We start from the raw sequence: 26441 nt of genomic DNA, 5'->3' as shown, positions 1-26441 counted from the left end.
CCGCCGGTTCACTTCGAACCCGTGCCGAACCACTTGTTCACGATCTGGGCGTAGGTGCCGTCCGCCTTGATCTTCGCCAGCGCAGCGTTCAGCGCATCGCGCAGCTGCGGTTCGTCCTTGCGCACGGCAATGCCATAGGCTTCCTTCGTCAGCTCGGTGTCGAGCACGCGAAATCCTGCGCGCGTGCGGGCGAACTGATACGCGGCGGGCTTGCCCGTCACGGCGGCATCCGCGCGGCCAATGCCGACCAGATCGAACATTTCCTGGTTCTTCTCGACCTCGACGCGTGTGACCTTCGGGTAGTTGTCGCGCAAGAAGTTCACCGACTTCGTGCCGACCTGAACCGAGACCTTCTTGCCCTCGAGATCGGCGAGCGTCTTGATGGGCGAGTCCGCCTTCACGAGCGCGACGAGGCCGCCCGCGAAATACGGCTGCGTGAAGTCCACCACCTGGCTGCGTTCAGGCGTGATGTAGATACCGGAAATCGCGGCGTCGAAGCGGTGCGCGATCAGACCCGGAATCAGCCCCTTGAAGTCGATGTCGGTCCACTGGACCTGCTTGCCCATTGCCTTGGCGAGCGCGTTCATCAGGTCGACGTCGAACCCGGTGCGCTGACCGTTTTCCGTGAACTCCATCGGCGGGAACGTCGCATCGGTCGCGACCTGGAGGACGTTCTGCGCTTGCGCGCTCGCGGTGCCGGGAGCGGCGGCCGCGAACATGGCGAGGGCGACGCACGTGGCGGACAGCAGTTTATGCAGTTTCATGTTGGACTCCTGTGTGGTTTCTCGGGACGCTGCGGTTTTGGGCTTCGTTCTTTGGCTTCGTTCGTTGCGGTCAATCGGTTTGCAGACGGGCGGAAATGGTGTGCGCGGTGCGCAAGGTCCAGTCGGCGAGCTGCAGCTCGCGGCCCGCCACGCGCGACGACGGCGCCATCAAGGTGATCGACGCGTTGGCGCCCGCGCCCCGTGCAACGCGCCGGAACACAGGCGCACTCACGCCCCATACGCCAGGGTCGACTTCGCTTTCGCTCACCGCGTAGCCGCGCGCGCGAATCTGCTCCAGTTCCGCTTCCATGGCGGCGCGGCCCGGCGCGTCGCCGGCGAAGAGACGGTCGAGCGTCTCGCCGCGCGCCTTTTCGTGCATGAACGCGAGCAATGACCTCGCCGACGCCCCGGCCTTGAGCGGCACTGCGCGTCCCTTCTCGAACGAGCAGCGCAGCGAATGCGTGCTTTCGACCATTTCGAGGCAGACCACCTGGTCGTTCACGGCGACGACGAGGCCGACACTCTCCTGCGAGGTCCGTGCGAGTTGCAGCATGCCTTCGCGGCTCGATTCGACGAGCAGGGAATTGACGTCGAAGCCGAGCGCAAGCTGCAGACTGATGGGGCCCGGCGCGTAGTAGCCGGCGTCTTCGGTCACGAAGCCCCAGCGCTTGAGCACCGCGACCTGACGGTAGAGTGTGCTTTGCGCGAGCCCCGTGGCCGCGAGCATGTCCTTCGCGGACATCGCCTTGCCGCGGCTCGCGAGTGCCGAAAGCACCAGTAGCAGGCGCTCTGCGCCGGTAACACCGGGTTCCTGTTTCACCTGAATGACGAAGGCTGAATTGATGCACTCAGCATGCCACGTCACTCCCGGAAATCAAAAATACGATTCCCAACGAATGGGAATGACATGCGAGGGTTTTCCCTGGCGATGTCCGATGTCCCGCGTGGGTCCGCGCGGTGTCTTTTACCGGCTTCTGGTAATGTCACGCACATGCAAACGATCCTCTCCATCGAGAATCTCTCGAAAGTCTATGCATCGGGACTCCGGGCGCTCACGAACATCAATCTCGACATTGCACGGGGCGAAATCTTCGCGCTGCTGGGGCCGAATGGCGCCGGCAAGACGACGCTGATCAGCATCGTCTGCGGCATCGTCAATGCGAGCGAAGGCAGTGTGCGCGTGGCCGGTCACGATATCCTCACCGACTACCGTGCCGCGCGCTCGCTGATCGGCCTCGTGCCTCAGGAGCTGACGACCGACGCGTTCGAAACGGTCTGGGCCACCGTATCGTTCAGCCGCGGCCTGTTCGGCAAGCCGCCCAATCCCGCGTATGTCGAGCGCGTGCTGCGCGACCTCTCGCTGTGGGAGAAGCGGAACAACAAGATCATGACGCTCTCGGGCGGCATGAAGCGGCGCGTGCTGATCGCGAAGGCGCTCGCGCACGAGCCGCAAGTGCTGTTTCTGGACGAGCCGACGGCGGGTGTGGACGTCGAGCTGCGCCGCGACATGTGGGAACTCGTGCGCGGGCTCAAGGCGAATGGCGTAACGATCATCCTGACGACGCACTACATCGACGAGGCGGAGGAGATGGCCGACCGCATCGGCGTGATCAACGCTGGGAAGATCATGCTCGTCGAGCGCAAGGACGTGCTCATGCGCAAGCTCGGTCGCAAACAGCTGACGCTGCAGCTCGACGCCCCGCTGAGCGCGATTCCGGACGGCCTCGCCGCGTGGGGACTGGAGCTGGCCGACGGCGGCGCCGAACTCACCTACACCTACGACAGCGAAAACGAACGCAACGACATCATCACAACGCTGCTCAAGAATCTGAACGAGGCCGGCATCGGATTCACGGACCTGAAAACGAGCCAGAGTTCACTGGAGGACATCTTCGTGAGTCTCGTCCATAAAGACCCGGCGGCCGTTTCACGGCCCACGCCAGATTCGGTCGCAGAAGACGGCAAAGGACAGGTAACTTCCCGATGAACCATTACGCAATTCGCGCCATTTACCGGTTCGAAATGGCGCGCACGCGGCGCACGCTGATGCAGAGCATTGTCGCGCCGGTCATTTCGACTTCGCTCTACTTCATCGTATTCGGCTCTGCAATCGGTTCGCGCATCAAGGAAGTGAACGGTGTCAGCTACGGCGCGTTCATCGTGCCGGGCCTGATCATGCTGTCGCTGCTCTCGCAGAGCATCTCGAACGCGTCGTTCGGCATCTACTTCCCGCGCTTCACGGGTACGATCTACGAGCTGCTCTCGGCGCCCGTGTCCTACCTCGAAATCGTGGTCAGCTATGTCGGCGCGGCGGCGACGAAGTCGGTCGTGCTCGGGCTCATCATCCTCGCGACCGCGGCGCTCTTCGTGCCGATCCAGATCCAGCATCCCGTGTGGATGGCGCTGTTCCTGCTGCTCACCGCGGTCACGTTCAGCCTGCTCGGTTTCATCATCGGCATCTGGGCGGACAACTTCGAGAAACTGCAGATCGTGCCGCTCCTGGTCATCACGCCGCTCACGTTCCTCGGCGGCGCCTTCTACTCGGTCGACATGCTGCCGACGGCGTGGAAGGTGATCACGCTCTTCAACCCGATCGTCTATCTCATCAGCGGTTTCCGCTGGAGCTTCTACGGGCTCGCGGACGTCGACGTCGGCGTGAGTCTCGGCATGACAGCCGCCTTTCTCGCGCTGTTCCTCGCGATCACCGCGTGGATCTTCAAGACGGGCTACCGGCTGAAAACCTGACGTTAGCGAATCGACCGGGTGCCCGCCTCTAGCCTCAGGCCGTCACCTCTCCCGGCGCGCCGTCGAGCGGCCGTTCGTGCTGGCCGTTCAGCGGAGCGTCGAACGTGCCGTCCAGAATGCGCAGCTTGTCGGTCATATCGGGAAAGTTGTGACCTGCCGCGCGCAGCTCGTTCACGAGCCGATGCGCAACGGCCCGGCAGTGGGCCAACGTTTCGTGCAGACGTGGATCCGACTGCAGGCCGGTCACCGCCTTCTCCAACTCCGCGGGAGATTCGCTCAGCAAAGCGGGAACGACTTCGTCCGGCGGGATTAGCGAGCCGTGACTGAGCAATTGCGCGGTCCAGTCGCAGCCGTACAGCAGTGAGCGCCGTTCGGCCCTGCGCGCTTCCTCCTGCTCGAGCGTGGCGAGGCTGTGCCGATTCTTCTGAATCTCGGCGCGCCACGGCGCCAGAACGTCGGCACGCAGCGCCGCGATCGCTTCGCCGAGCGCCGCGTTCTGCCCACCCGCGACGAGGCGGCGCTCATCGAGCCTGTCCACCTCGTCCCGGTAGCTTTCGAGGTACGCGAGCCAGTTCAACGGCAGTTCCGGCTTTTCGAAGAATGCGCGGCGCACGTCATTGAGTTCGTTGCGAATATCCTGCAGCGCCAGGTTGTCGGCGAGACGCGCCTCGTGCACGTCGTGGGCCGTCACCATCTGCCGGTGCAGCGGAAAGAGCGGATTGCTGTAGCGCCGCTGCAGATGCCGCTCGGCCGCACCCGGCCGGGCGCTCCATTTCCAGTTGGGCAGCGTTTTCGCGTCGAATTCGACCGCCTGGATCATCGGGCGGAAAACGGACAGCGCTTCAGCGGTCGCGTGGCGAAAGCAGTCCGCCAGCTTGTAGTCGTTGCCTTGCAGGGAGGCGGACTCATCCCCGGCATAAGGCGAGTCGGGCCTGAGCCTCAACGTGCCGGTGGCCAGAAAGAATTCCATCGGCAATTCGACGCTCAGGCCTTCGAGCCTGAACGCGCGCTGCTCGGCGGAAACCGTCTCGACGGCATGCGCGAGGCGGTTTTCCTGATCGAGGAGCGCATCGATCGCGTCTCCCGACGACGGCTGCGCCGCGTCGGCGAGCAGGCAGAACGTTTCGCGCGCCATTCTCGCCGCGATGGTGCCGTGCTTCTCGGCAAAGAGCCAGAACCAGAGAGCGAGCTGATAGCCCTTGACCCCATTTTGGGCGATCGCTTCGACTTCGGGTGCGAATGCGATGCCGGGCGCGGCCCAGTTCGCAAACGGCGGCGCGCCGACGCCCTGGTACATGCTCAGGAGTTGGCGTATCGATTCATGCGTATTGGTGGGCCAGTTGCGCGCCTCTTCCTGGCGCTTCTCTGCCTTCCAGAACCTCCAGTCCATTCTGAACCTCGCAAGAGAGCAAGAGTCTCGGTGCGACTCGCTGCGAGGGATACTTGCACACTCCGCCGAGGGCGTAAACCGGTGATGTCCGCGCTTGCCTTTCAAGCCCCGCTCAATTCCTGATGGAGCGCGACGAATTCGCGCGTGAGTTTGTGCGCCGGATCGAGGTGGACGACGGGCTTGGCCTGCTGATGCGATTCGCGAATCTTCACCGAAGAAGACAGCCGCGACGACAGCACCGGCAGCCCTTCATCGACGAGTTCGTCCACGAGTTTCTGCGGCAGGCTCGCGCGCGGCTGGAACTGGTTGATGACGATGCCTTCGACCGTGAGCGCCGCATTGTGGTCCTGCTGAATTTCTTTCACGTTCTCGAGCAGCGTATAGAGTGCGCGGCGCGAGAAGTCGTCGCAGTCGAATGGAATGAGGCAGCGCTCGACCGCGATCAGCGCGGAGCGCGTGTAGAAGTTCAGCGCAGGCGGCGTGTCGATGTAGATCGCATCGTACATGTCGAGTTCTTTGAGCGCGTCGCGCAGCTTGTAGATCTTGTAGCGCGACTCGAGCTTCCCATGCAGCGTGTCGAGATCGGGATGCGCGGGCATCACGTCGAGATTCTCGAAGGGTGACGAATGAATGAACGACGTGACCTCGACCGGCCGGAAGCTGAAGGTCAGCGCGGTTTCGAAGAAGTCGGCGACGTTGGGCTTCGCGTCGGCGCAAGCCGCGCCGAGCAGGTACTGGCTCGAATTTGACTGCGCGTCGAGGTCGATGACAAGCGTACGCCGACCCTCAATCGCGCTGATCGCAGCGAGATTACAAACGATTGTTGACTTGCCTACGCCACCCTTCTGGTTGAACACCACGCGCCGCATGTCTTCGCTCCCCTCTTTCTCTCTCATTCAATGAGATGGATGGGATGAGCATACCCGATGCGGCGGTGCAAAAAAGATTTTTGGTGGCGGTTTTCCAGGCAAGCGCAGTCACGCGGCTAATTACATAACCGCTTCATTTTCCAGAGCCTGGCTGGTTATAACCCGTACCGTCGCATGCGTAACTTGCGGTGGCTGGCAGCGCCAGCACTAGCGATAGAGCCAACAGGGCTGCAAAGATGCGCCGAGCTTTCATTTGCGTTTCTCCTGTTCAAATGGACGCCGGTAGGTTAAGGATAGGTCAGGTGACTTAAAGAGCAATTTCGCATGATTACGACCAGAAATTCTGGCTCAAGCGTGTTCCCAAAACCTGCGCTGCACCTGCATCACTTCTTCCTCGACCTCGGCAACGGGCCCGATCAGGTCAACGCGCTTCTGGCAATGATCGAAAACATAGCGCGACGACACGCTCATCGTCGGATTCTCCGCGTGGTCGCCCGTGGCCTGCAGCAACCGCTTTTCCGTCATGCCGAACACCACGCGCCCGATGTTCGCCCAATAGGCCGTGCCCGCGCACATGCAGCACGGCTCGACCGTCGTATAGAGCGTGCAACTCCACAAGTACTGCGGCGTGAAGTTGAGCGCGGCGACGCGCGCGAGCACGGCTTCCGCATGATTGACGGTATCGACATTGCCCTGTTCGATGAGAACCGATTCCTGATCGGGTCCGACGAGAATGGCGCCAAACGGGTGATGGCCCAACTGCGTCGCGCGTTCCGCGACTACGCTTGCGTGCCGCAAATGGCGGACGATCTGTTCGCGCGTCGGCGCGAGCCCTTGCTCGGGGAATTCAGAAGCGTTCTGTTGTGGGGAAATGGTCAAGCTCAAAGCTTGTCTCCTCCTTGCGGGCAATTTCATTTCGGCAACGCGCCGTCCACGCCCTGCACGAACCAGTTCAGCCGCAGCAACTCGGCGTCGGGCAGCGACGTGCCCGCCGCCACCTTGATCGCACCGCTCTGATCCTTGATCGGGCCGGCGAACGGATCGAATTTGCCGGCGATGATGTCGTCGCGCTTTTGCGCAAGCGCCTTTTGCGCGGCAGGCGAGACGGTTGCGGTGTTGATGTCGGCGAGGTCGATGGCTTTTTCCTTGAGGCCCCACCACGTCGGCGTGTTGCTCCACGTGCCGGCTTGCACCTGGTCGATCAGGTGAGAGTAATAGACGCCCCAGTAACTCACGCAAGCCCCCAACTGGGCATTCGGCCCGAACTTCTTCATGTCGGAGTCCCATCCGAACGCGTGCACTTTCTTCTGCTCTGCCGTCTGCATCGTCGCCGTCGAATCGGTGTTCTGGATCAGCACGTCCGCGCCCTGGCCGATCAACGTTTCGGCGGCCTGTTTCTCCTTACCCGGATCGAACCAGCTATTGATCCAGATGACCTTGACCTTCGCATTCGGATTGACCGAACGCGCGCCCATCGTGAAGGCGTTGATGTTGCGCACTACTTCGGGCACCGGCACCGAGGCGACGAAGCCGAGCGTATTCGTCTTCGTCGTATAGCCGCCAACGAGGCCGGCCAGATATGCGCTCTGGTACGTGCGCACGTCATAGGTCGCGAAGTTCGCGGCCTTCTTGTACCCCGTCGCATGCTCGAAGACGACGTCGGGATAATCCTTTGCGGTCTTAAGTTCGAAGTCCTGAAAGCCAAAACTCGAGCCTACGATAATCTTGTTGCCCTTGTTCGCGAGATCGCGAAACACGCGCTCCGAGTCGGCCGATTCGGGCACGTTCTCCACACGCGTGACCTTGATCTTGTCGCCGAACTTCGCTTCGATCGCCTTCACGCCCTGCTCATGCGCGTAGGTCCAGCCTGCGTCGCCGGGGTTGCCGAGGTAGACGAACGCGACGCCCATCGGGGCCGCTGCGGCGGCAGTGGGGCCGAACGCGACCCAGGCGCCGAGCGTGGCGAACAGCGTAGCCACGAGACGCAGTGAGCGCACTGACGTGCGAGCGAATCTTGTTGCCATGTGGTCTCCGGAACAGGGAATGGAAAGGTCAAATAGTGGTCAGTCAAAATCGAGGCCGAAATGTCGATTCATTATGTGATGGATAACGGAATCGATATAACGCTCCACGTGCCGTTGGCGCACGCTATCGCCAATGGCTTCACGATGGAACGCGTCGTGCTTGCCGAACCCGTTGCCCCTTCAACCGCTGCGCTCCGGAGACCTGCCATGCAAACCGCACTCGCTACTGACTTTTCGCACGTCAAGCCGCAGGACACTTCATTCACGGGCGGCGGGCTGCGCGACTTCTTTGTCTATCGCGACCTGGGCATCGCCAGGGCCACGCATGGCAAGGTGGTTGCGCAACTCGTCCGAGCAAATCTTGCGCCGGAACAGGGCACGGGCTGGCACCGGCATGAGGCAGAGTTTCATATCGTCATCATGCTCAAGGGCTGGGCGCGCTTCATGTACGGCGACAAGGAAACGCTCGTCGAAGCGGGCGACTGCGTGCATCAGGCGCCGGGCATCGCCCACTACCTCTTCGACTACTCGCCCGACATGGAGTACCTCGAAATCGTGAGCCCCGCCGACTTCAAGTCGATCGATGTGGAAGCGCCCTGCGCCGTGCCCGCGCCGACACCCTGGCAGGCGAGCCCCGCAATCTAGGGCGCTCGACCTGGTCGGGCTACGTTGCGGCGGCGCGGCTGATTGCCGTTGCCGCATGCGCGTCGGCATCGAGCAGCGCGCGCAGGGTCACCCGATCGTCGCTCATCGCCTCCGGCGCCGCGACGCGCCGCGCGCGCGGCTCGTGGTCGTGAATGGTCGAACGCACCAGCGGATAGATCTGCGTGTCCCAGCGACGGCCGTTGAATACGCCGTAATGACCCACGCCCGTCTGCACATGATGCGTCTTCATATAGGGGCGCAGCCCCCGGCACAGGTCATGGGCGGCCACAGTCTGGCCAACCGCGCAGATATCGTCCTTCTCGCCTTCGATCGTGAGCAGCGCGGTGCGGCGGATCGCGTGCGGTTCCACGAGACGCTCGCCCACCTTGAGCTTGCCTAACGGCAGGGCGTATTCCTGAAACACCGAGCTGACCGTTTCCAGGTAGAACTCGGCCGTGAGATCGGACGTGGCGAAATACTCGCGATAGAACACGTTGAGCGCATCCGCTCTCGTGGGGTCGCCCTTCGCCCGCTCGTGGCGCATCTCCTCGAACGAAGCGAGATGGCGCTGGAGGTTCATCGACATGAACGCGCTGAGCTGCACGAAGCCCGGATATACACGCCGCTGCGCGCCCGGAAAACCGCCTGGCACCGCGCTGATGAGATTGCGCTCGAACCACTTGATCGGCTTGCTGTTGGCGAGTTCGTTGACCTTGGTGGGATTCACGCGGCAATCGATCGGTCCCGCCATCAGCGTCATGCTCGCGGGCTGCGCGGGATCGTTGTCGGCGGCCATCAGCGATACTGCCGCGAGCGCCGCGACCGTCGGCTGGCAGATCGCCACCAGATGCGCATCGGGGCCGACTCTCCGAATGAAGGACATGACGTGCTCGACGTATTCGTCAAAACCGAAACGCCCCGCCGACAAGGGCACGTCGCGCGGGTTGTGCCAGTCGGTGATATAGACGTCGTGGTCGGCGAGCATGGTGCGCACGGTCCCGCGCAGCAGCGTCGCGAAGTGCCCCGACATCGGCGCGACGAGCAGCACGCGCGGCTGTGGCGTGGCGACGTCCTTGCGAAAGTGCAGCAGCGAGGCGAACGGCGTGCGCTTGACGACGGCTTCCGTCACCGGCGTGCGCACGCCATCCACCTCCACCCCATCGATTTCGAACGGCGGCCGTGCGTGCGAGAGCCCGGCAAGCTCGATCTGCTCCCACCAGGCGTCGAGATAGCGCGCGTCGAATCCGCACGCGAGCGCAGGCCACGCCGCGAGCGCCGCGCGCGAAAACGACGCGCCGGCGCGCCCGAACCTCGTCAAGTCCGCGATCGTCTGGTAGGCAAGATAGGCGAGCAGGTTCATGGGCGCAGCTCTCGATTGTTTTGAACGCGAAGCGAAGCAGGCAATACGTATGCCAGAAGCGTTCATTGGCACAGTGCTTGCACCTGCACGGCCAGGCGCGCGGGCGCTTCGCCCAAAGCGGCGGTTGCGCCTTCCTGCATGCTGCAATGTAGTGCGTCGAATCGGCGCGAGCGGTGCATGCAGGTGCGATGCGCGCATTCGGTGCATGCGGGTTCCTGCGCGTCGCACTGTTGGCCGCCATGTCCTCACCGTTCAGGAGCACTCGATGAGTCAGACGAATACGACCCTGACGATCAGCAGCCGGAACTATTCGTCGTGGTCCATGCGCGGCTGGCTGCTTGCCAGACTCGCCGGACTCGAATTCGACACGGTGACGGTGCCGCTCGACGACGCGGCCACGCGCGCCGAACTGCTGCTGCTCTCGCCTTCGATCCTCGTCCCTTGCCTGCGCCACGACGGCATCACGGTCTGGGATACGCTCGCCATCTGCGAATACCTCAACGAGATCCAGCCGCAGGCGCAGCTGCTGCCCGCGGACCGCACGGCGCGCGCGCACTGCCGCTCGGTGTGCGGGGAAATGCATTCGGGCTTCAGCGCCTTGCGCTCCGCCCTGCCGATGAACCTGCGCGGCCACTTTCCGAACTTTCGCGTCTGGTCGCGCGCGCAGGACGACATCGCGCGCATCGTGACTATCTGGCGCGAATGCCTGCAGAAGTACGGCGGCCCCTGGCTCTTCGGCGAGATCGGCGCGGCGGATGCGATGTATGCGCCTGTCGTCACGCGCCTGCTCACCTATGACGTGCCGATCGACCCCGACATCGGCGACTACTGCATGCGCGTGCTCAAGCAGCCGTACGTCGCCGAATGGATCGCGGCGGCCCAGTCGGAAACGGAGGACATCGACGAACTCGATATGGAGTTCTGAGCGTCGCCGCGCACCAACATCGAGCATGTCGTGCCGCGGCATTCGGCATGGAAGTTGCATTGCCCCTACCCAGCCCGGCACGAATAAACACGAACAATCGCGCGCAAAAAGGCAGCGAACGGAAAAAACGCACATGAAGCCAACAGCCTTCAACGAGATGTTCGAGTACGGGGATTTCGACGTTCGCGGACTTGCCGCCACGGCGTTTGCGCAGGTCGGCGAGCCGCGCGCCCACTACCGCGAATTCTTCGCCTGGATGCGCAGGCAGAGCGAGCAGCAGATGCTCAAGAAGCGCGCCGAAGCCGATGCCATCTTCCGGCGTGTGGGCATCACCTTCGCCGTTTATGGCGAAAAGGACATAACGGGTGCGGGCACCGAGCGCACGATTCCGTTCGACGTGATCCCGCGCATCTTCCAGCGCCAGGAGTGGAACACGCTCGAGCGCGGCCTGCGCCAGCGCGTGAACGCACTCAACCGCTTCATCCACGACATCTATCACGAGCAGGAGATCGTCAAGCGCGGCATCGTGCCAGCCGACCAGATCCTGCGCAACGCGCAATACCGCCCCGAGATGCAGGGCGTGCACGTCGCGCACGACATCTATGCGCATATCGCGGGCATCGACATCGTGCGCGCCGGCGAGGGCGAGTTCTACGTGCTCGAGGACAACCTGCGCGTGCCCTCCGGCGTCTCGTACATGCTGGAAAACCGCAAGATGATGATGCGGCTCTTTCCCGATCTGTTCGTGCGCAATCGCGTGGCGCCCGTTGCGCACTACCCCGACCTGCTGCTCGACACGCTGCGCGCCGCCGCGCCGTCCGGCACCGACAATCCGACGGTCGTGCTGCTCACGCCCGGCATGTACAACTCGGCCTACTTCGAGCACGCGTTCCTCGCGCAGCAAATGGGCATCGAGCTCGTGGAAGGCCAGGACCTGTTCGTCGAGAACGATCACCTCTATATGCGCACCACGAAGGGCCCGCAGCGCGTGGACGTGATCTACCGGCGCGTGGACGACGACTTTCTCGATCCGCACGTTTTCCGGTCCGATTCGGCGCTCGGCGCGGCGGGCCTCATGAACGTCTACCGCAAGGGCAACGTGACGCTGTGCAACGCGGTGGGCACGGGCGTCGCCGACGACAAGTCGATCTACCCCTACGTGCCGGACATGGTGCGCTTCTATCTGGGCGAGGAGCCGCTGCTCAAGAACGTGCCCACGTGGATGTGCCGCAAGGCCGACGACCTGCGCTACGTGCTCGACCATCTGCCGGAGCTGGTCGTGAAGGAAACGCACGGCGCGGGCGGCTACGGCATGCTGATCGGTCCCGCTGCCACGCGCGCCGAGATCGAGGCGTTTCGCGCGGCGCTGGTCGCGAACCCGGACAAGTACATCGCGCAGCCCACGCTCTCGCTTTCCACCTGCCCGACGTGGGTCGAAACGGGCGTCGCGCCGCGCCACATCGACCTGCGTCCGTTCGTGCTCTCGGGCAAGGAAGTGCGCATGGTGCCGGGCGGGCTCACGCGGGTCGCGCTGCGCGAGGGCTCGCTCGTGGTCAATTCCTCGCAGGGCGGCGGCACGAAGGACACCTGGGTGCTGGAGCGCTGAGCCGGCGCCTCAACGAACTCGCGCGGCGCGTGGACGCTCACGACCGCGAAGACGAAGCCGAGATCACGCGATGAACGAAGCGCAATTTGTCGATGACGGGCGAAGCCAGCGCGAACGGGTAGCCGTCGGGCATGCCGAGGCTGCGGTTCAGGCTGTTGAGCGCGTAGGTGAGCGGAAACCAGCGCGCCAGCAGGCTGTCGAAGCTCGCCTCGTCCACCGGCGTCTGGTCGACCAGCGTGGGCTCGTCGGGGCTTTCGGGCAGCAGCGCGAGGCCGCAGGCCGTGGCCGTATCGAGCGTATCGACGATATGCAGGTAATGCGCCCACGTCTCGGCCCAGTCCTCCCACGGATGCACCGACGCATAGGCGCTCACGTGGCGCTCGGCCCAGTCGGACGCGGGGCCGTCGGCGTAGTGCGCGGCGAGCGCGGCGGCATAGTCGGCGCGCTCGTCGCCGAAGCGGCGGCGAAACGGTTCGAGCCAACGCCCCGTCGACTCCTGCGCGATGAGACGATCGAAATAGTAGTGGCCGACCTCGTGGCGAAAATGCCCCAGCAAGGTGCGATACGGCTCGTGCAGCGAAATGCGCGTGCGCTCGCGATGCGCGTCGTCGGCCTCGGCGATGTTCATCGTGATGAGCCCGTGATCGTGGCCCGTCATGATGCGCTGGCCGTCGCCCGTCTCTTCGAGAAACTCGAATTGCAGGCCGTGTTCCGGGTCTTCGGCGCGCGTGACGAGCGGCAGGCCGAGCGCCCCCAGCGTGTAGAGCAGGCGCCGCTTGGCCGTCTCGAGGCGATACCAGTAAAGGCGGTTCTCGGGCCGCGAGAGGTCGGGAATCGTGCGCGTGAACTGGCAGGCGCGGCAAAGCGTGTCGTCGCAATCGGCCGGAATCATGCCGTTGCAGACCTTTTCGACTGCGTAGTTGTGGCACTGGCGAAAGCGCGCGCCGTGGGCCTGCGCATTCAGGCTGCGCCAGCGGCCTTCGCCCGCATCCTCGAACGCGTGCATCTCCCCCGTCTGCGGCACATAGCCGAGGCGCGCCTCGCATCGCTCGCAGCGCTCGTTTTCGAAAAACACCAGCTGATTGCAGTGATCGCAGTGAAAGGTCTTCATTGCCGCATTCCCGTGATGTCCGCGCGTTCCGCTGTGCCTCGCGCAGCACGCCGCGTGCCTCGCACTCGCGTGGCCGCCGCTGTCACATCCTGCACTCGCGCCATGCGCATCATAGGCGCGCTGCGCCGTGCGCCTTTTCAGCCGTTCCATCCACGTCGATCGAGGAGTCGGGTGTGTCCATCCGTGTCGCGTTAAACCATGTCACGCAGTATCGCTATGACCGGCTCGTGCGTCTCGCGCCACACGTGGTGCGCCTGCGCCCCGCGCCGCACTGCCGCACGCCTATCCTTTCGTACTCGATGCGCGTGGAACCCGCCGGTCATTTCGTCAACTGGCAGCAGGACCCGTTCGCCAACTATCAGGCGCGGCTCGCGTTTCCCGAGCCGACGCGCGAATTCCGCGTCACGATCGATCTGGTTGCGGAAATGGCGGTCTACAACCCGTTCGACTTCTTTCTCGAACCGAGCGCCGAGCGCTTCCCGTTCACGTACGCGCCCGAGCTGGCCGCGGAGCTGGCGCCGTATCTCGCGCACAGCGAGCCGACACCGCGCTTCGCCGCGTTCGTCGAGACGATCGATCGCACGCCGCGCGTGACCATCGACTTCCTCGTCGATCTGAACCAGCGCCTGCAACGCGAGATCGGCTATCTGATCCGCATGGAGCCGGGTGTGCAGACGCCCGAGGAAACGCTGGAGAAAGGCTCCGGCTCGTGCCGCGACACGGGCTGGCTGCTCGTGCAGACGCTGCGTCAGCTCGGGCTCGCGGCGCGCTTCGTGTCGGGCTATCTGCTGCAACTCACGCCCGACGTCAAGGCGATCGACGGCCCGCGCGGCGCCGAGGCCGACTTCACCGATCTGCACGCCTGGTGCGAAGTCTATCTGCCGGGCGCGGGCTGGATAGGGCTCGATCCGACCTCGGGCCTGCTCGCGGGCGAAGGCCATATTCCGGTGGCGTGCACGCCGGAGCCCGGCAGCGCGGCGCCGATCTCCGGCGCGCTCGACGAATGCGAAGTCGAGTTTTCGCATTCGATGTCGATCTCGCGCGTGCTCGAAACGCCGCGTGTGACGAAGCCCTACACCGAAGCGCAATGGGCCGACATGCACGCCATGGGTGTCCAGGTGGACGCCGCGCTCGCCAACCAGGACGTGCGCCTCACGATGGGCGGCGAGCCGACCTTCGTGGCGACGGGCGACCGCGACGCGCCCGAATGGAACACCGATGCGCTCGGCCCGACCAAGCGCCGCTACGCCATCGCGCTGATGGACAAGCTGCGCGCGCACTATGGCGCGCTGGGCTTTCTGCATATCGGCCAGGGCAAGTGGTATCCGGGCGAGCAGTTGCCGCGCTGGGCGCTTTCGCTCTTCTGGCGCGCGGACGGCGAACCGTGCTGGCGCGATCCCGCGCTCTTCGCCGACGAGCGCTCGCCGACCCACCACACGGCCCAGGACGCGCAGCGCTTCATCGAACACCTCGCGGCGAAGCTCGCGGTCGATCCACAACACGTGCAGCCCGGCTACGAGGACACCTGGTATTACCTGTGGCGCGAGCGCCGGCTGCCCGTGAACGTCGATCCGTTCGACTCGCGCCTCGACGACGAGCTGGAACGCATGCGGCTGCGCCGCGTGTTCGACGCGGGCCTCGATACCGTCACCGGCTACGTGCTGCCGCTCGCGTGCGAGCGCGGCGAGCTGCCTGCGGCCCAACCCGCCCTGCAGGGCCCGCGCTGGGTGAGCGGCCCGTGGTTCTTCCGCGACGCGCGGATGTACCTCCTCCCCGGCGACTCGCCGATGGGCTACCGTCTGCCGCTCGATTCGCTGCCGTGGGTCGCAGAGGGCGACTACCCGTGGCAGCATTCCCGCGATCCGTTCGCCGCCCCGGCGCCGCTGCGCAGTGCCGCCGAGCTTCGCATGCAGTACGAGACAGGCTTCGATGCCAGCGCGCGATCGCGTCAGGTGGGGGGCACGGGAAGCGCGAACGGACCCGAAACAAACCGCTACCCCGAGCGCGGCGAATCCGCCGCCTGGATCCACCGCACCGCGCTGTGCGTCGAAGCACGCGACCCCGCGCGCGCCGCCGGGCCAAAAGCCGAAGCCGCCTCCTTTGGCCGCGCGCAAGGCCAGCTTCACGTGTTCATGCCGCCGCTCGCCGAACTCGACGATTACCTCGATCTGCTGGCCGCCGTCGAAACCACCGCCGCCGAGCTGGCGCTGCCCGTCGTGATCGAAGGCTATCCGCCGCCGCGCGACGCGCGCCTGAAGATGCTCCAGGTCACGCCCGACCCCGGCGTGATCGAGGTGAACATCCACCCGTCGTCGAACTGGGACGAACTGGTCGAGCGCACCGAATTCCTTTATCAGGCCGCGCACGAAACGCTGCTTTCCACCGAGAAGTTCATGCTCGACGGCCGGCACACCGGCACCGGCGGGGGCAATCACCTCGTGCTCGGCGGCGCCACGCCCGCCGACAGCCCGTTCCTGCGCCGCCCCGACCTGCTTGCGAGCCTCGTGGCCTACTGGCACAACCATCCCTCGCTGTCGTACCTGTTTTCGGGCCTCTTCATCGGTCCGACGAGCCAGGCGCCGCGCGTGGACGAAGCGCGCAACGATCAGGTCTACGAACTGGAAGTCGCGTTCGCCGAGATCCAGCGCCAGGTCGATCTGCTGCGCGGCTTCGGAAGCCCCTTCGACGATGGCCCGCGCGTGCCGCCCTGGCTCATCGACCGCACGCTGCGCAACATCCTCATCGACGTGACCGGCAACACGCATCGCGCCGAGTTCTGCATCGACAAGCTCTACTCGCCCGACGGCCCGACCGGCCGCCTCGGCCTGCTCGAGCTGCGCGGCTTCGAAATGCCGCCGCACGCGCGCATGAGCCTCGCACAGCAACTGCTGCTGCGTGCGCTCGTCGCGCGCTTCTGGAAGACGCCGTACACGCAGCGCCTCACGCGCTGGGGCACCGGGCTGCACGACCGCTTCATGCTCTCGACCTTCGTGCAGATGGATTTCGACGACGTGCTCGCCGAAACGTCCGCAGCGGGATTCGCGCTCGATCCCGCCTGGTTCGCGCCGCACTTCGAATTCCGCTTCCCGCTGGTCGGCGAGCTGCAGACGAGCGGCATTGCGCTCTCGGTGCGCCATGCGCTCGAACCGTGGCACGTGATGGGCGAAGAAGGCGGAGCCGGCACGACGGTGCGCTATGTCGATTCGTCGGTCGAGCGGCTCGAAGTGCGGGTGCTCGGCATCAACGAAAACCGCCACGTCGTGAGCGTGAACGGCCGCGCGCTGCCGCTTCAGCCGACCGGACGCGTAAGCGAGAGCGTGGCGGGCGTGCGGTTTCGCGCGTGGCAACAGGCGGCGTCGCTGCATCCGACCATCGGCGTGCACGCGCCGCTCACGATCGATATCGTCGACACCTGGAGTGCGCGCGCGATCGGCGGATGCCAGTATCATGTTGCGCATCCGGGCGGCCGCAGTTATCAGACGTTTCCGGTCAACGCCTACGAGGCCGAGAGCCGGCGGCGCGCGCGCTTCTTCACGACCGGCCACACGCCGGGGCCCGTGGAAGTGGCGCCCCCCGAGCGCAGCCTCGAGTTTCCGTTCACACTGGATCTACGCTGCGGCTGATTGCGGCCGATAACCCGTCAAGCGCCCTAACCGAAGGCGTGCCTCGCGAGCGAGGCGCGCTGCCCCGACCCACGATCTTGCCGACCCAATCCACCCTGCCGTTCGATTCCTCCGCCAGCGACGACCCGGCGGGCGCGCCGCTGCGCACGCTGCCGGTGCGCGCCGGTCACTGGGACGAGCTGCAGACGGCGCAAGGCGAGCTGCGCGAGCCGTGGCGGCAGTTCTTCGGGCAGCTCGGCAAGCCGGGCGTGGCGGGTTTCGACGGCGCCGCGGCGTCGGTCGCGCGCCAGGTGCGAGAGAACGACATCACCTATAACGTCTATGCGGACGCGGGCGGCCCGCGCCCGTGGGCGCTCGACGTGCTGCCGTTCATCATCGACGAAGCCGAATGGGCGCAGATCGAGCGCGGCGCCGCGCAGCGCGCGCGCCTGCTCAACGAGATCGTCGCCGATATCTACGGGCCGCAAACGCTGCTCGCGCGCGGCCTGCTGCCGCCCGCGCTGGTGTTCGGCCACCCGGGCTATCTGCGTGCGGTGAAAGGCTTCGTGCCGGCCGACCGCCAGTACTTGCAGATCGTCGCGCTCGACCTCGCGCGCTCGCCCGAAGGTCAGTGGACCGTCGTCTCGCACCGCACGGAAGCGCCCTCGGGGCTCGGCTATCTGCTGGAAAACCGGCTCATCGTCTCGAGCCTCTTCGCCGAGCCGTTTCGCACCATGCGGGTGCATCGTCTCGCACCGTCCTATTCGCAGCTCATCGCCACGCTCGCGGCGGCCGCACGCGCGATCATGAGCGCCGACGAGCGCAGCGTGAGCGGCACGTCCGCGCATATCGTGCTGCTCACGCCGGGGCCGTTCAGCGAGACTTACTTCGAGCACGTGTTCCTCGCGCGCTACCTCGGCCTCACGCTCGTCGAGGGCAAGGACCTCACGGTGCGCGACGACATGCTGTACCTGAAGACGCTGGACGGGCTGGAGCGCGTGCACGCCGTGCTGCGCCGCCTCGACGATACGTTTTGCGACCCGGTCGAGCTTCGCGCCGACTCGACCATTGGCGTACCGGGACTGCTACAGGTCATGCGCGCGGGCAACGTGATGGTCTCGAACGTGCCCGGCGCGGGCTTCGTCGAATCGCCCGCGCTGCACGGCTTCATGCCCGGCATCGCCCGGGCGCTGCTCGGCGAGGAGCTTGCGCTGCCCGGCATCGCGACCTGGTGGTGCGGCGAAGACGCGGCCTGGCGCGACGCGCTCGCGCAGGTGCCCGAGGCGCTGCTCGTGCCGACGTGGCCCGGCGCGGCGAACGGGTCGTCCGCGCCGCCCGGACTGGCCGCCAGCGTGCAAACGCTCGCCGACTGGCGCGAGCGCATCGAGCAGTTGCCCGACGCCTTCACGGTCCAGCAGCCGCTGCGCTACAGCTATACGCCGCGCTACGAGACCGGCGCGGGCATGCTCGGCGCGCGGCCCGCCGGGCTGCGCGTCTACGCGATTGCCGATCAGGAATGCGGCTGGCGCGTGCTGCCTGGCGGCTTCACGCGCCTCGCGGCCGAACATCAGGAATCCGTATCGATGCAGATGGGCGGCAGCAGCGTGGATACCTGGGTGCTGTCGAGCCAGCCCGGTTCGACCTTCACGCTCCTGCCGAGCCCCATCAAGCCCGGCGAGTTGCGCCGCGAGCGCCGCCGCGTGCCGAGCCGCTCGGCGGAGAACCTGTTCTGGGCGGGGCGTTACGGCGAGCGCGCCGAAAACGGCGTGCGCCTGTGCCGGCTGATTCTCGGCTCGCTCGAAGGCAGCGACGCCGAAGAGTTGTTCGGCACCTTCGTCGAACTGGCCGCCGCCAACGGACTCGTGCCCGCCACAGTCAGCGAAGCCCGGCGCAGCCTCGACGACTTCGAGCGCTCACTCGTGGCCAATCTGCATGAAAATGCCGGCGCAACGGGCATCGGCCGCACGCTCGCGAGCCAGGCGTATGCGTGCGGTGAGATTCGCGGCCGGCTGTCGAACGATCACTGGCGTACCGTGCTTGCCTCGCGCAACGACTTCCGCGATGCGCTTCAGGCGCTTTCACTCGTGCCTGCGGCCGCGCGTCAGGGTGCGGCGATCGAATTCCGACGTCCCACGCCGTACGACCGCATGGCGCTGATGGGCGCGCTCGATGCACTCGCAACACAGTTGAGCGCCATCAGCGGCTGCCAGGGCGACCGCATGACCCGCGACGAAGCCTGGCGCCTGCTGTTCGCGGGGCGCCATATCGAGCGCGTGGCCGCGTTGGCCACCATGCTTCGCATCGCCGCGCACGAACGCACGCTCGCCACGCCCGCGGGCTTCGACGTGCTGCTGCAACTGTTCGACAGCACGCTCACGTATCGCTCGCTGTATCCGGGGCGACTCGAAGTGCCGGCCCTGCTCGACGTGATCGTGACCGACCCGACCAATCCGCGCGGCCTCTACGGCGTCTACGCGCGGCTGCGCGCGCGACTCGACGAAATCGCCCAGGCGGCGCGCGGCCCGAAGCGCGAGCCATTCGCCTCGCAGCTCGCGCCCATCGAGGCACTGCCGACGCTGGAGGCGCTCTGCGAGCCCGGCGAGGACGGCCGATACCCCGCGCTCACCGCACTGTGCGACAGTCTCGCCGAGCGTATGGCCGCGATGTCGAACGAGATCAGCGCGCGCTGGTTCAGCCACGCCGTGCCGCTCGCCGCGCAGGTCTGGTCATGAACGGCACCCGCCTCGCGGTCACGCACCGCACGACCTACCGCTATTCGACGCTCGTCGAGACCGCCCAGCATCTCGCGACCATCCGCCCGCTCGACCTTCCCTGGCAGCGCGTGCTCGCGCACCGCGAGCGTATCGAACCCGCACCGTCGTATCAGACGAGCCGCCGCGACGCCTTCGGCAACGAGGTGCTCTACTTCTCGTTCGACGCGCCGCACGACTATCTGCAGATGACGAGCGAAACGAGCGTGCTGCTCTCGCCGCGCTACGCGACGCTCGACGCAGACGGCACGCCGGCCTGGGAAGACGTCGCGCACATGCTGCATTACACGGCGGGGGACGCCTTCCATGCGGAGTCCGAATTTTGTTTCGCCTCGCCGAATATCGCGTTGCTGCCGGAATTGCGCGCCTACGCGCTGGAGAGTTTTGGGCCCGACGCCCCGGTTCTGGCCGGCGCGATCGACCTGATGCATCGCATCCACGCCGATTTCGCGTACCGCCCCTCGGCAACGTCGTTCGACACGCCCGCCGCGCGCGCCTTCGAACTGCGCCATGGCGTGTGTCAGGATTTCGCCCAGGTAATGATCGGCTGCTTGCGCTCGATCGGGCTAGCCGTGCGCTACGTGAGCGGCTATCTGCGCAATGACCCGCCTGAAGGCGCCCAACCGATGATCGGCGCGGACGCCTCGCATGCGTGGGTGTCGCTCTACGTGCCTTCGGTGCCGTCTGCGCCCTCTGCCGGCTGGATCGACCTCGATCCGACCAATGACGTGCTCGCCGACCAGGGCCACGTCACGCTCGCCATCGGCCGCGATTACACCGACGTGTCGCTCCTGCGCGGCGTCATCCTCGGCGGGGGCGCGCATCGGGTCGATGTCGCGGTCAATGTCAGCGCGGATTGACTGCCGCGCTTACGCTGGCAGCGAGGTCCAGATCGGCAAGCGCGTCGTCAGGGCAAAAAACATAACCATCCCTGTAACGCGTTTGAATATATTGGCGGCCGCAAGGCGACAGGCCAAGCAGCTTGCGCAGACGGAAGACGACAACGTCGACGCTGCGCGCGTGAAGCGACGAATTGCGATCGATCATGCTCACGATGCGCTCGCGCGAAAGCGGCCGCAGGCGGTTCGCAGCGAACACCGCGAGCACGGCGAGCACCAGCGGCGGGGCAGGAATCTTGAGGCCGTCCCTGAACAGTTGATTATCGATGGCGTCGAGTTCGAATCCGTCGAAGACGTACTTCGTCTCCCTGCGCGGCGACGCGGGGTAATCGATCTTGCAACGCAATGCATGGTGCAGACGTGCGAGCAGTTCGCGCGGGTCGAACGGATCGACCATGTAGTCGTGGGCGCCGAATTCGAAGGCGAGCACCTTGTCGGCCACGTCGGCGGACTGGCTCACGATGATGGCGGGCGTCAGCCATCCGCGTTCACGCAGCGTGCGCAGCGCTGCAATGCCGTCGATCTTGAGCGCATCGTGCCGCAGAATGATGAGCGAGGGCGTTTCTCGCGCGAGACGCTGCTCCAGCCGCTCGACACCATACAGCACCGACACCGCGATCTGCTGCCGCTGCAAATAAGTACGCAGGTCGTCCCGATACGCCTGATCGGGCTCGACAAGCAGCACGTGAATGTCCATCGACCTGTCCCTTCCTCTGAGATGCGCGTCTTCCATTCCGATCCCGCGCACGAACGCAGGGATGCGCTTCGATCTGCAGCGGATCATACGGAACAACGGTGCAGGAAAAAGAAGGGAAATCTGGAGAAAGTGTGGATTCGGACGGGCCACGTACACCTTACGGTACGCTTCGGGCGAAAATAGTGCCGAATAAATTCGCACTCGCCTTTATTGCTCCCTGCTGAACCCGTCATGAAAGTCAGCGTCACCTCCAAGCTCTTCCTCGCGATTCTTTCGGCCTGCGTGCTCGCCGCCGTGGCCATGGGCGTCGCGATCCGGACGAGTTTCGAATTCGGCTTCGTGGATTTTCTGCAGGAGCAAAGTGCAAGCGAACTGGCGGCGCTCCAGCAGGAACTCGAAGCCTCGTACGCCCAGCATGGCAATTGGGATTTCGCTCGCGAGACCGCGCCAGACCGGCCTCCATTCGACGGCGGGCCGCCGCCAGGCGCGCCGCCGGAAGACGGCCGCCCGCCCGATGCGCCGGGCGGCTTCCACGGCAGCGACGGCAACGGTGGCCCCTTCGGCCCCGGCCTTGCCGGGCACTCGCGGCCGTTTCGCCCGCCCTACACGCTTTACGACGCGAACATGAAACTCGTCACGAGCGCGGGCCCGCCCCCGCCGCCCGACGCCGTGCGCCATCCGCTGCGCGTCAAGGGTCAAACGGTCGGCTGGATCGCGTTGGGGGGACCCACCTCGCTCATCAATCAGGCGGAGCAGCGCTTCAAGGACCGCCAGCTGCAGGTGACGTGGATCATCGTGGGCTTTACGGCGTTGCTCTCCGCCGCCATGTCGATCATCCTCGCGCGCACGCTGCTCACACCGATCAAGCGGATCGTCACGGCCACGCATCGCCTCGCGGGCGGCGACTATGCCACACGCGTGCCGGCCAAAGGCAGCGACGAATTGCAGATGCTCGCGAGCGATTTCAACCGGCTTGCGGCGTCGCTCGAAAAAGCCGAAAGCGACCGGCGCGACTTTATCGCCGACATTTCGCATGAGTTGCGTACGCCCCTCTCGGTGCTGCGCGGCGAACTCGAGGCGATCGAGGACGGCGTGCGCCGGCCCGACGCGGCGACCATCACTTCTCTGCAGTCCGAAGTAGCGATGCTCAGCCAGTTGATCGACGATCTCTATGAACTTTCGCTGGCTGACATCGGCCAGCTTTCGTTCGAAAAAGTGCCGCTCGACCTCGTACCCATCGTGGAGGCCGCATGCGACGTATTTCGCGAGCGCCTCGCCGCCAAGGACATCACGCTGGATTTCGATCCCGACGCCGCTCACGCCACGCTCTCGGGCGATCCTTATCGCCTCACGCAGCTGTGGAAAAACCTGCTGGAAAATGCCCTGCGCTACACCAACGCCGGCGGCCGCGTGAGGCTCTCGGTCACGTCGAACGACAACGACATCCATGTCGACGTTCAAGATTCGTTTCCGCCGGTTCCTGCGCCGCTACTGCCGCATCTGTTCGACCGGTTTTTCCGCGTCGATCCATCGCGCAGCCGTCAAAGCGGCGGCGCGGGTCTCGGGCTCGCATTGTGCAAGCGCATCGTGGAGCAACACGGCGGCACGATCGAGGCATCGCGCTCGCCGCTCGGCGGGCTGCGGATCCTGGTCCAACTTCCTCGCCTGCACACGCATCATGATTGATCCGACCATGCGGCCGTCCATCCTCGTCGTCGAAGACGAGCCGAAGCTCGCGGCCCTGCTCGCCGACTATCTCGCGAAAGAGGATTTCGCCACGACGATCCTGGCGGACGGCCGCGAGGTCGTGCCGTACGTGCGCGAACACCAACCGTCGATGGTGCTGCTCGACCTGATGCTGCCCGGGCGCAGCGGTCTCGACGTGTGCCGCGAACTGCGCACGTTCTCCGCCATTCCCGTGATGATCATCACGGCGCGCGTGGACGAAATCGACCGTTTGCTCGGGCTCGAACTGGGTGCCGACGACTACGTGTGCAAGCCGTTCAGTCCGCGTGAAGTCGTCGCGCGCGTCAAGGCGATCCTGCGCCGGGCCGAACTGCTTGCGCGGGCGCACCAGGAAGCGGAAGGCACCGTGGCCTCGCCGTTTTCGATCGATGTCGCGCAACACGCCGCGCGCCTGGATGGTCGGGATCTGCACCTCACACCCATCGAATTTCGTTTGCTCGCGTTGCTGCATTCGGGCCCGGGCCGCATTTACGCGCGCGACTTTCTTCTGCGTGCGCTATACGACGATCACCGCGTCGTGGCCGACCGCACGATCGACTCGCACGTCAAGAACCTGCGGCGCAAAATCCAGTCGATCCGGCCCGAGCAGGACATGATCCGCTCGATTTACGGTGTGGGTTATCGCCTGGAGATCGCGCCTGCCGGCGAATGAATTCGACAGCCTGTACCCGAAACCTGGGCGGCATTCAGCGACGGCGCGCGCATCATGAATTACCTGAGCGTGCTGGTCGCGCGGCGCGTGCGCGAAAATCTTCGGGGTTCGCGCAGCGACGCACACTAGGCTCGTGAAGCCTCGAACGCTCTGAGTGGCAGGAGAGGCAAGCGCGCGCAATGCATGCGCGCACCTGGATTGCGTTTCCGATCAAGGTACGATCGGCTTGCCGCTCGCGTCCTTGACCTTCTCCTTCCACTGCGACTTGATCTCGCTGACGACCGACTCGGGCAGCGAGATGTAGTCGAGGCTATCGGCGGCGGACGAGCCGTTCTTGAAAGCCCAGTCGAAGAACTTGAGCGTTTCCTTGCCCTGCTCAGGCTTGTCCTGTGCCGTATGCAGCAGCACGAAGGTCGCGCCGACCACCGGCCACGCGTCCTTGCCCGGCTCGTTCGTGAGGATCTGGTAGAACGACTTCTTCCAGTCCGCGCCAGCGGCCGCTGCCTTGAACGTTTCGGTACTCGGCTGAACGACCGTGCCCGCTTCGTTCTTCATCGCGGCGTAGACCATGTGGTTCTGCTTGGCGTACGCCCATTCGACGTAGCCGATCGCGCCCGGCAGACGCTGCACGAAAGCGGCCACCCCGTCGTTGCCCTTGCCGCCCGTACCCGTCGGCCAGTTCACGGTCGTGCCTTCGCCGACCTTGCTCTTCCACTCGGGGCTGACCTTCGAGAGGTAGTTCGTCCAGATGAAGCTGGTGCCCGAGCCGTCGGCGCGGCGCACCACGGCGATGTCGAGATCAGGCAGCTTGACCTTCGGGTTCAGGGCGACGATGGCCGGGTCGTTCCACTTCTTGATCTTGCCGAGGTAGATGTCGCCGAGTACCGGGCCCGACAGGGTGATCTCGCCCGGCTTTACGCCCGGCACATTGATCGCCGGCACGACGCCCCCGACCACCGTCGGGAACTGGAACAGGCCGTCCTTCGCCAACTGGTCATCCTTCAGCGGAGCGTCCGAGCCCGCGAAATCGACGGTCTTGGCCTGAATCTGCTTGATGCCGCCCGACGAGCCAATGCCCTGGTAATTCACCTTGCCGCCGCCCGACTTCTGATACGCGTCCGCCCATTTCGTGTAGATCGGCGCAGCGAAGGTGCTGCCGGCGCCCGTGATATCCGCAGCCTGGGCGATGCCCGAGCCCAGCGCGAGAATGACAATCGCAAAGAGACTGACTCTCATCCCGTACTCCTTCAAATCGTTCTTGATGCGCTGGACGTTACGTTCGCAATGTGACGATTGGGTGACACTGGAATCGATCGCAAAAGAGAGCTTATGGATGCCGGCGTCACCATTCAGAAGACGTGTTAGCAAGGACTCACTGAGCAGGTTCGAAGGTGGCTCGCGACAGAGTGGAATGTCGCAATAAACCGGATATACTGTTTATACCGTTTTCAGACCGGAGATCGACATGACTGTAGCGACCACACGCAAACCCACCAGGAAGGCGTTCCACTTCCCGAAGTCCGCGGCAACCGAGGCAGCCGCGGATGCGCAAAGCGAAACGGCAAAGCCCGCTGCGGCAGCGCCAGCGGAAACGGCGGTTAAGTCCAGGCGCAGGAAGGCCGTGCCCAAAGCGCCTGCGAAGCCCGCTAACGGCGCCGCACCGGCGCCTGCACCTGCAGCCGCACCCGCGGAAAAGGTCAAGGCCAAGCGCGTGAAGAAAGATAAGGTCGTGCGCGACAGCTTCACGATGCCCAAGACGGACTACCAGCGCATCGCGCTCCTCAAACGCAAGTGCCTGGAGGCCGGCGTTGCGGTGAGAAAGAGCGAACTATTGCGCGCCGGCCTTCAATTGCTCGAAGCGGCGCCGCAGAAGCGACTGCTGGCTGCGATCGAAGCACTTGAAACCGTCAAGACGGGGCGTCCGGCCAAAGGCGACGAAAACGCGTGATGGGCGCGAAGCGTTGAAGATGTTGGGCTTGGGATAGCTGCCTGAGGAAGGCAGATGCATCGGGATTGAACGCCGTGGGCGTTCAATCCGTCACCACGAGGGCCGTGGTGTTACTTCCTGCGCCGCTGGTTGATCAGCCGCACGATATCGTTCGTCGGGCCGCTGGTGAGCAGGCGCGGGATGTCGTCGAGGTGGACCCATCGACACCTGGCTATCTCGCTGCTCGGCCGTGCCTTGGCCTGCCTGGGTATTTCACAGGAGAACACGTGATGGTGTTTCTGCTTGCCGCGAATGTCGAACAGGTACCTGGCCGACTTGCCCAGGAGCCGCGTCTCCTCCTTGAGTTCTCGAAGCGCGGCCTGCGTAAGATGCTCACCGCGCTTCAACATGCCACCCGGTAGTGCCCACTTCGACTGACTGCGTGCTACCAGGAGAATTCGCTTACCTCTACGGCAGATCACGGTGGCCCGTTTCTTCAACTCGAACTCCCACTTCGTTCCCGGGAGGCGCTTCTCGATGCATCCGCACGGCAACGCCTGACGTAGGTAAGCATCGTAATACAGAAAATCAGAAGGTCAACCTGCTGGCGACGCAAAGGCTGTCAACTTGTCAGAATTTGCACACTTCATCAAATCGTCACGAAGATCAGGTTGCCAACCGGCCGTATGGTATGGTTTGGGGCAACCT

Annotated in this window: 23 protein-coding genes; 12 read left to right on the top strand and 11 right to left on the bottom strand. The window is 64.9% G+C overall.

What is annotated here, in order from left to right; translation table 11 throughout:
• Positions 1-8 precede the first annotated feature (8 nt).
• A complete protein-coding gene (locus tag AB3X98_RS04185; RefSeq protein WP_069263170.1) occupies positions 9-764 on the bottom strand; it encodes a transporter substrate-binding domain-containing protein in 756 nt (251 codons plus the stop codon).
• Positions 765-834: 70 nt separating this feature from the next.
• On the bottom strand, positions 835-1584 hold the full coding sequence (locus AB3X98_RS04180) for an IclR family transcriptional regulator (protein ID WP_368602688.1): 750 nt from the start codon (positions 1582-1584) through the stop codon (positions 835-837).
• 171 nt (positions 1585-1755) lie between these two features.
• Between AB3X98_RS04180 and AB3X98_RS04175 the strand changes: the two genes are divergently transcribed.
• Together AB3X98_RS04175 and AB3X98_RS04170 are read left to right on the top strand one after the other, a co-directional pair.
• Positions 1756-2751: an ABC transporter ATP-binding protein gene (locus AB3X98_RS04175; RefSeq protein WP_368602689.1), complete on the top strand. Its 996-nt coding sequence runs from the start codon at positions 1756-1758 to the stop codon at positions 2749-2751.
• Positions 2748-3509 (top strand): ABC transporter permease, encoded by a 762-nt coding sequence (locus AB3X98_RS04170; protein WP_042270119.1) that lies wholly within the window; start codon positions 2748-2750, stop codon positions 3507-3509. Before AB3X98_RS04175 ends, AB3X98_RS04170 begins: the two co-directional genes overlap by 4 nt.
• A gap of 34 nt (positions 3510-3543) precedes the next feature.
• Here AB3X98_RS04170 and AB3X98_RS04165 read toward each other — a convergent pair whose 3' ends face one another.
• The 4 genes from AB3X98_RS04165 to AB3X98_RS04150 form a co-directional block, all read right to left on the bottom strand.
• Complete coding sequence (locus AB3X98_RS04165; RefSeq protein WP_368602690.1) at positions 3544-4899, bottom strand: tryptophan leader peptide; 1356 nt, start codon at positions 4897-4899, stop codon at positions 3544-3546.
• A 101-nt stretch (positions 4900-5000) separates the two neighbouring features.
• Positions 5001-5768 (bottom strand): ParA family protein, encoded by a 768-nt coding sequence (locus tag AB3X98_RS04160; protein WP_069263168.1) that lies wholly within the window; start codon positions 5766-5768, stop codon positions 5001-5003.
• 348 nt (positions 5769-6116) lie between these two features.
• A complete protein-coding gene (locus AB3X98_RS04155; protein WP_368602691.1) occupies positions 6117-6653 on the bottom strand; it encodes a nucleoside deaminase in 537 nt (178 codons plus the stop codon).
• 26 nt (positions 6654-6679) lie between these two features.
• Positions 6680-7792: a BMP family ABC transporter substrate-binding protein gene (locus AB3X98_RS04150; protein WP_069263165.1), complete on the bottom strand. Its 1113-nt coding sequence runs from the start codon at positions 7790-7792 to the stop codon at positions 6680-6682.
• 207 nt (positions 7793-7999) lie between these two features.
• On the opposite strand from AB3X98_RS04150, the gene AB3X98_RS04145 reads away from it, so the two are divergent.
• Positions 8000-8437 (top strand): cupin domain-containing protein, encoded by a 438-nt coding sequence (locus tag AB3X98_RS04145; RefSeq protein WP_368602692.1) that lies wholly within the window; start codon positions 8000-8002, stop codon positions 8435-8437.
• 19 nt (positions 8438-8456) lie between these two features.
• On the opposite strand, the gene AB3X98_RS04140 is transcribed toward AB3X98_RS04145, so the two are convergent.
• A complete protein-coding gene (locus AB3X98_RS04140) occupies positions 8457-9797 on the bottom strand; it encodes a polyhydroxyalkanoate depolymerase (RefSeq protein ID WP_069263163.1) in 1341 nt (446 codons plus the stop codon).
• Between the two features lie 265 nt (positions 9798-10062).
• Here AB3X98_RS04140 and AB3X98_RS04135 point away from each other — a divergent pair, with 265 nt between their 5' ends.
• Both AB3X98_RS04135 and AB3X98_RS04130 read left to right on the top strand, forming a co-directional pair.
• Complete coding sequence (locus AB3X98_RS04135) at positions 10063-10722, top strand: glutathione S-transferase family protein (RefSeq protein WP_069263162.1); 660 nt, start codon at positions 10063-10065, stop codon at positions 10720-10722.
• 133 nt (positions 10723-10855) lie between these two features.
• On the top strand, positions 10856-12328 hold the full coding sequence (locus AB3X98_RS04130) for a circularly permuted type 2 ATP-grasp protein (protein WP_368602693.1): 1473 nt from the start codon (positions 10856-10858) through the stop codon (positions 12326-12328).
• Positions 12329-12365: 37 nt separating this feature from the next.
• Here AB3X98_RS04130 and AB3X98_RS04125 read toward each other — a convergent pair whose 3' ends face one another.
• A complete protein-coding gene (locus AB3X98_RS04125; protein WP_368602694.1) occupies positions 12366-13439 on the bottom strand; it encodes a putative zinc-binding metallopeptidase in 1074 nt (357 codons plus the stop codon).
• Positions 13440-13612: 173 nt separating this feature from the next.
• On the opposite strand from AB3X98_RS04125, the gene AB3X98_RS04120 reads away from it, so the two are divergent.
• The 3 genes from AB3X98_RS04120 (at position 13613) to AB3X98_RS04110 (ending at position 20672) form a co-directional block, all read left to right on the top strand.
• Entirely contained in the window at positions 13613-17062 is a 3450-nt protein-coding gene (locus AB3X98_RS04120) for a DUF2126 domain-containing protein (protein ID WP_368602695.1), read from the top strand.
• Positions 17063-17139: 77 nt separating this feature from the next.
• Positions 17140-19773, top strand: coding sequence for a circularly permuted type 2 ATP-grasp protein (locus AB3X98_RS04115; protein WP_368602696.1), 2634 nt, complete (start codon positions 17140-17142; stop codon positions 19771-19773).
• Complete coding sequence (locus tag AB3X98_RS04110) at positions 19770-20672, top strand: transglutaminase N-terminal domain-containing protein (RefSeq protein ID WP_368602697.1); 903 nt, start codon at positions 19770-19772, stop codon at positions 20670-20672. The genes AB3X98_RS04115 and AB3X98_RS04110 overlap by 4 nt, the downstream gene beginning before the upstream one ends.
• Here AB3X98_RS04110 and AB3X98_RS04105 read toward each other — a convergent pair.
• Positions 20659-21408 carry a response regulator gene (locus AB3X98_RS04105; protein WP_069263155.1) on the bottom strand — a complete coding sequence of 250 codons (750 nt, stop codon included), beginning with the start codon at positions 21406-21408 and terminating at the stop codon, positions 20659-20661. The two genes, AB3X98_RS04110 and AB3X98_RS04105, sit on opposite strands and share 14 nt — an antisense overlap.
• A gap of 231 nt (positions 21409-21639) precedes the next feature.
• On the opposite strand from AB3X98_RS04105, the gene AB3X98_RS04100 reads away from it, so the two are divergent.
• From AB3X98_RS04100 to AB3X98_RS04090, 3 genes are read left to right on the top strand one after another with little or no spacing between them, the layout of a single operon-like run.
• The gene (locus AB3X98_RS04100) at positions 21640-23094 is read left to right on the top strand and encodes an ATP-binding protein (protein WP_368602698.1); all 1455 of its coding nucleotides are present in this window, start codon (positions 21640-21642) and stop codon (positions 23092-23094) included.
• Positions 23087-23806, top strand: a complete 720-nt coding sequence (locus tag AB3X98_RS04095; protein WP_069263153.1) for a response regulator — start codon at positions 23087-23089, stop codon at positions 23804-23806. Before AB3X98_RS04100 ends, AB3X98_RS04095 begins: the two co-directional genes overlap by 8 nt.
• Positions 23807-23935, top strand: coding sequence for a DUF3562 domain-containing protein (locus AB3X98_RS04090; RefSeq protein WP_368602830.1), 129 nt, complete (start codon positions 23807-23809; stop codon positions 23933-23935).
• Between the two features lie 81 nt (positions 23936-24016).
• Here AB3X98_RS04090 and pstS read toward each other — a convergent pair whose 3' ends face one another.
• Positions 24017-25042, bottom strand: a complete 1026-nt coding sequence (pstS, locus tag AB3X98_RS04085; protein ID WP_368602699.1) for a phosphate ABC transporter substrate-binding protein PstS — start codon at positions 25040-25042, stop codon at positions 24017-24019.
• Positions 25043-25271: 229 nt separating this feature from the next.
• Here pstS and AB3X98_RS04080 point away from each other — a divergent pair, with 229 nt between their 5' ends.
• Positions 25272-25754, top strand: a complete 483-nt coding sequence (locus AB3X98_RS04080) for a hypothetical protein (RefSeq protein WP_368602700.1) — start codon at positions 25272-25274, stop codon at positions 25752-25754.
• Positions 25755-25864: 110 nt separating this feature from the next.
• Here AB3X98_RS04080 and AB3X98_RS04075 read toward each other — a convergent pair whose 3' ends face one another.
• Entirely contained in the window at positions 25865-26233 is a 369-nt protein-coding gene (locus tag AB3X98_RS04075) for an NUDIX hydrolase (protein ID WP_069263547.1), read from the bottom strand.
• Positions 26234-26441 lie beyond the last annotated feature (208 nt).

Origin of the sequence: Paraburkholderia sp. BR14312 (assembly GCF_040948675.1) — a bacterium.
Classification (GTDB): domain Bacteria; phylum Pseudomonadota; class Gammaproteobacteria; order Burkholderiales; family Burkholderiaceae; genus Paraburkholderia; species Paraburkholderia nodosa_A.
This window is presented reverse-complemented; position numbering and strand designations above follow the sequence as displayed.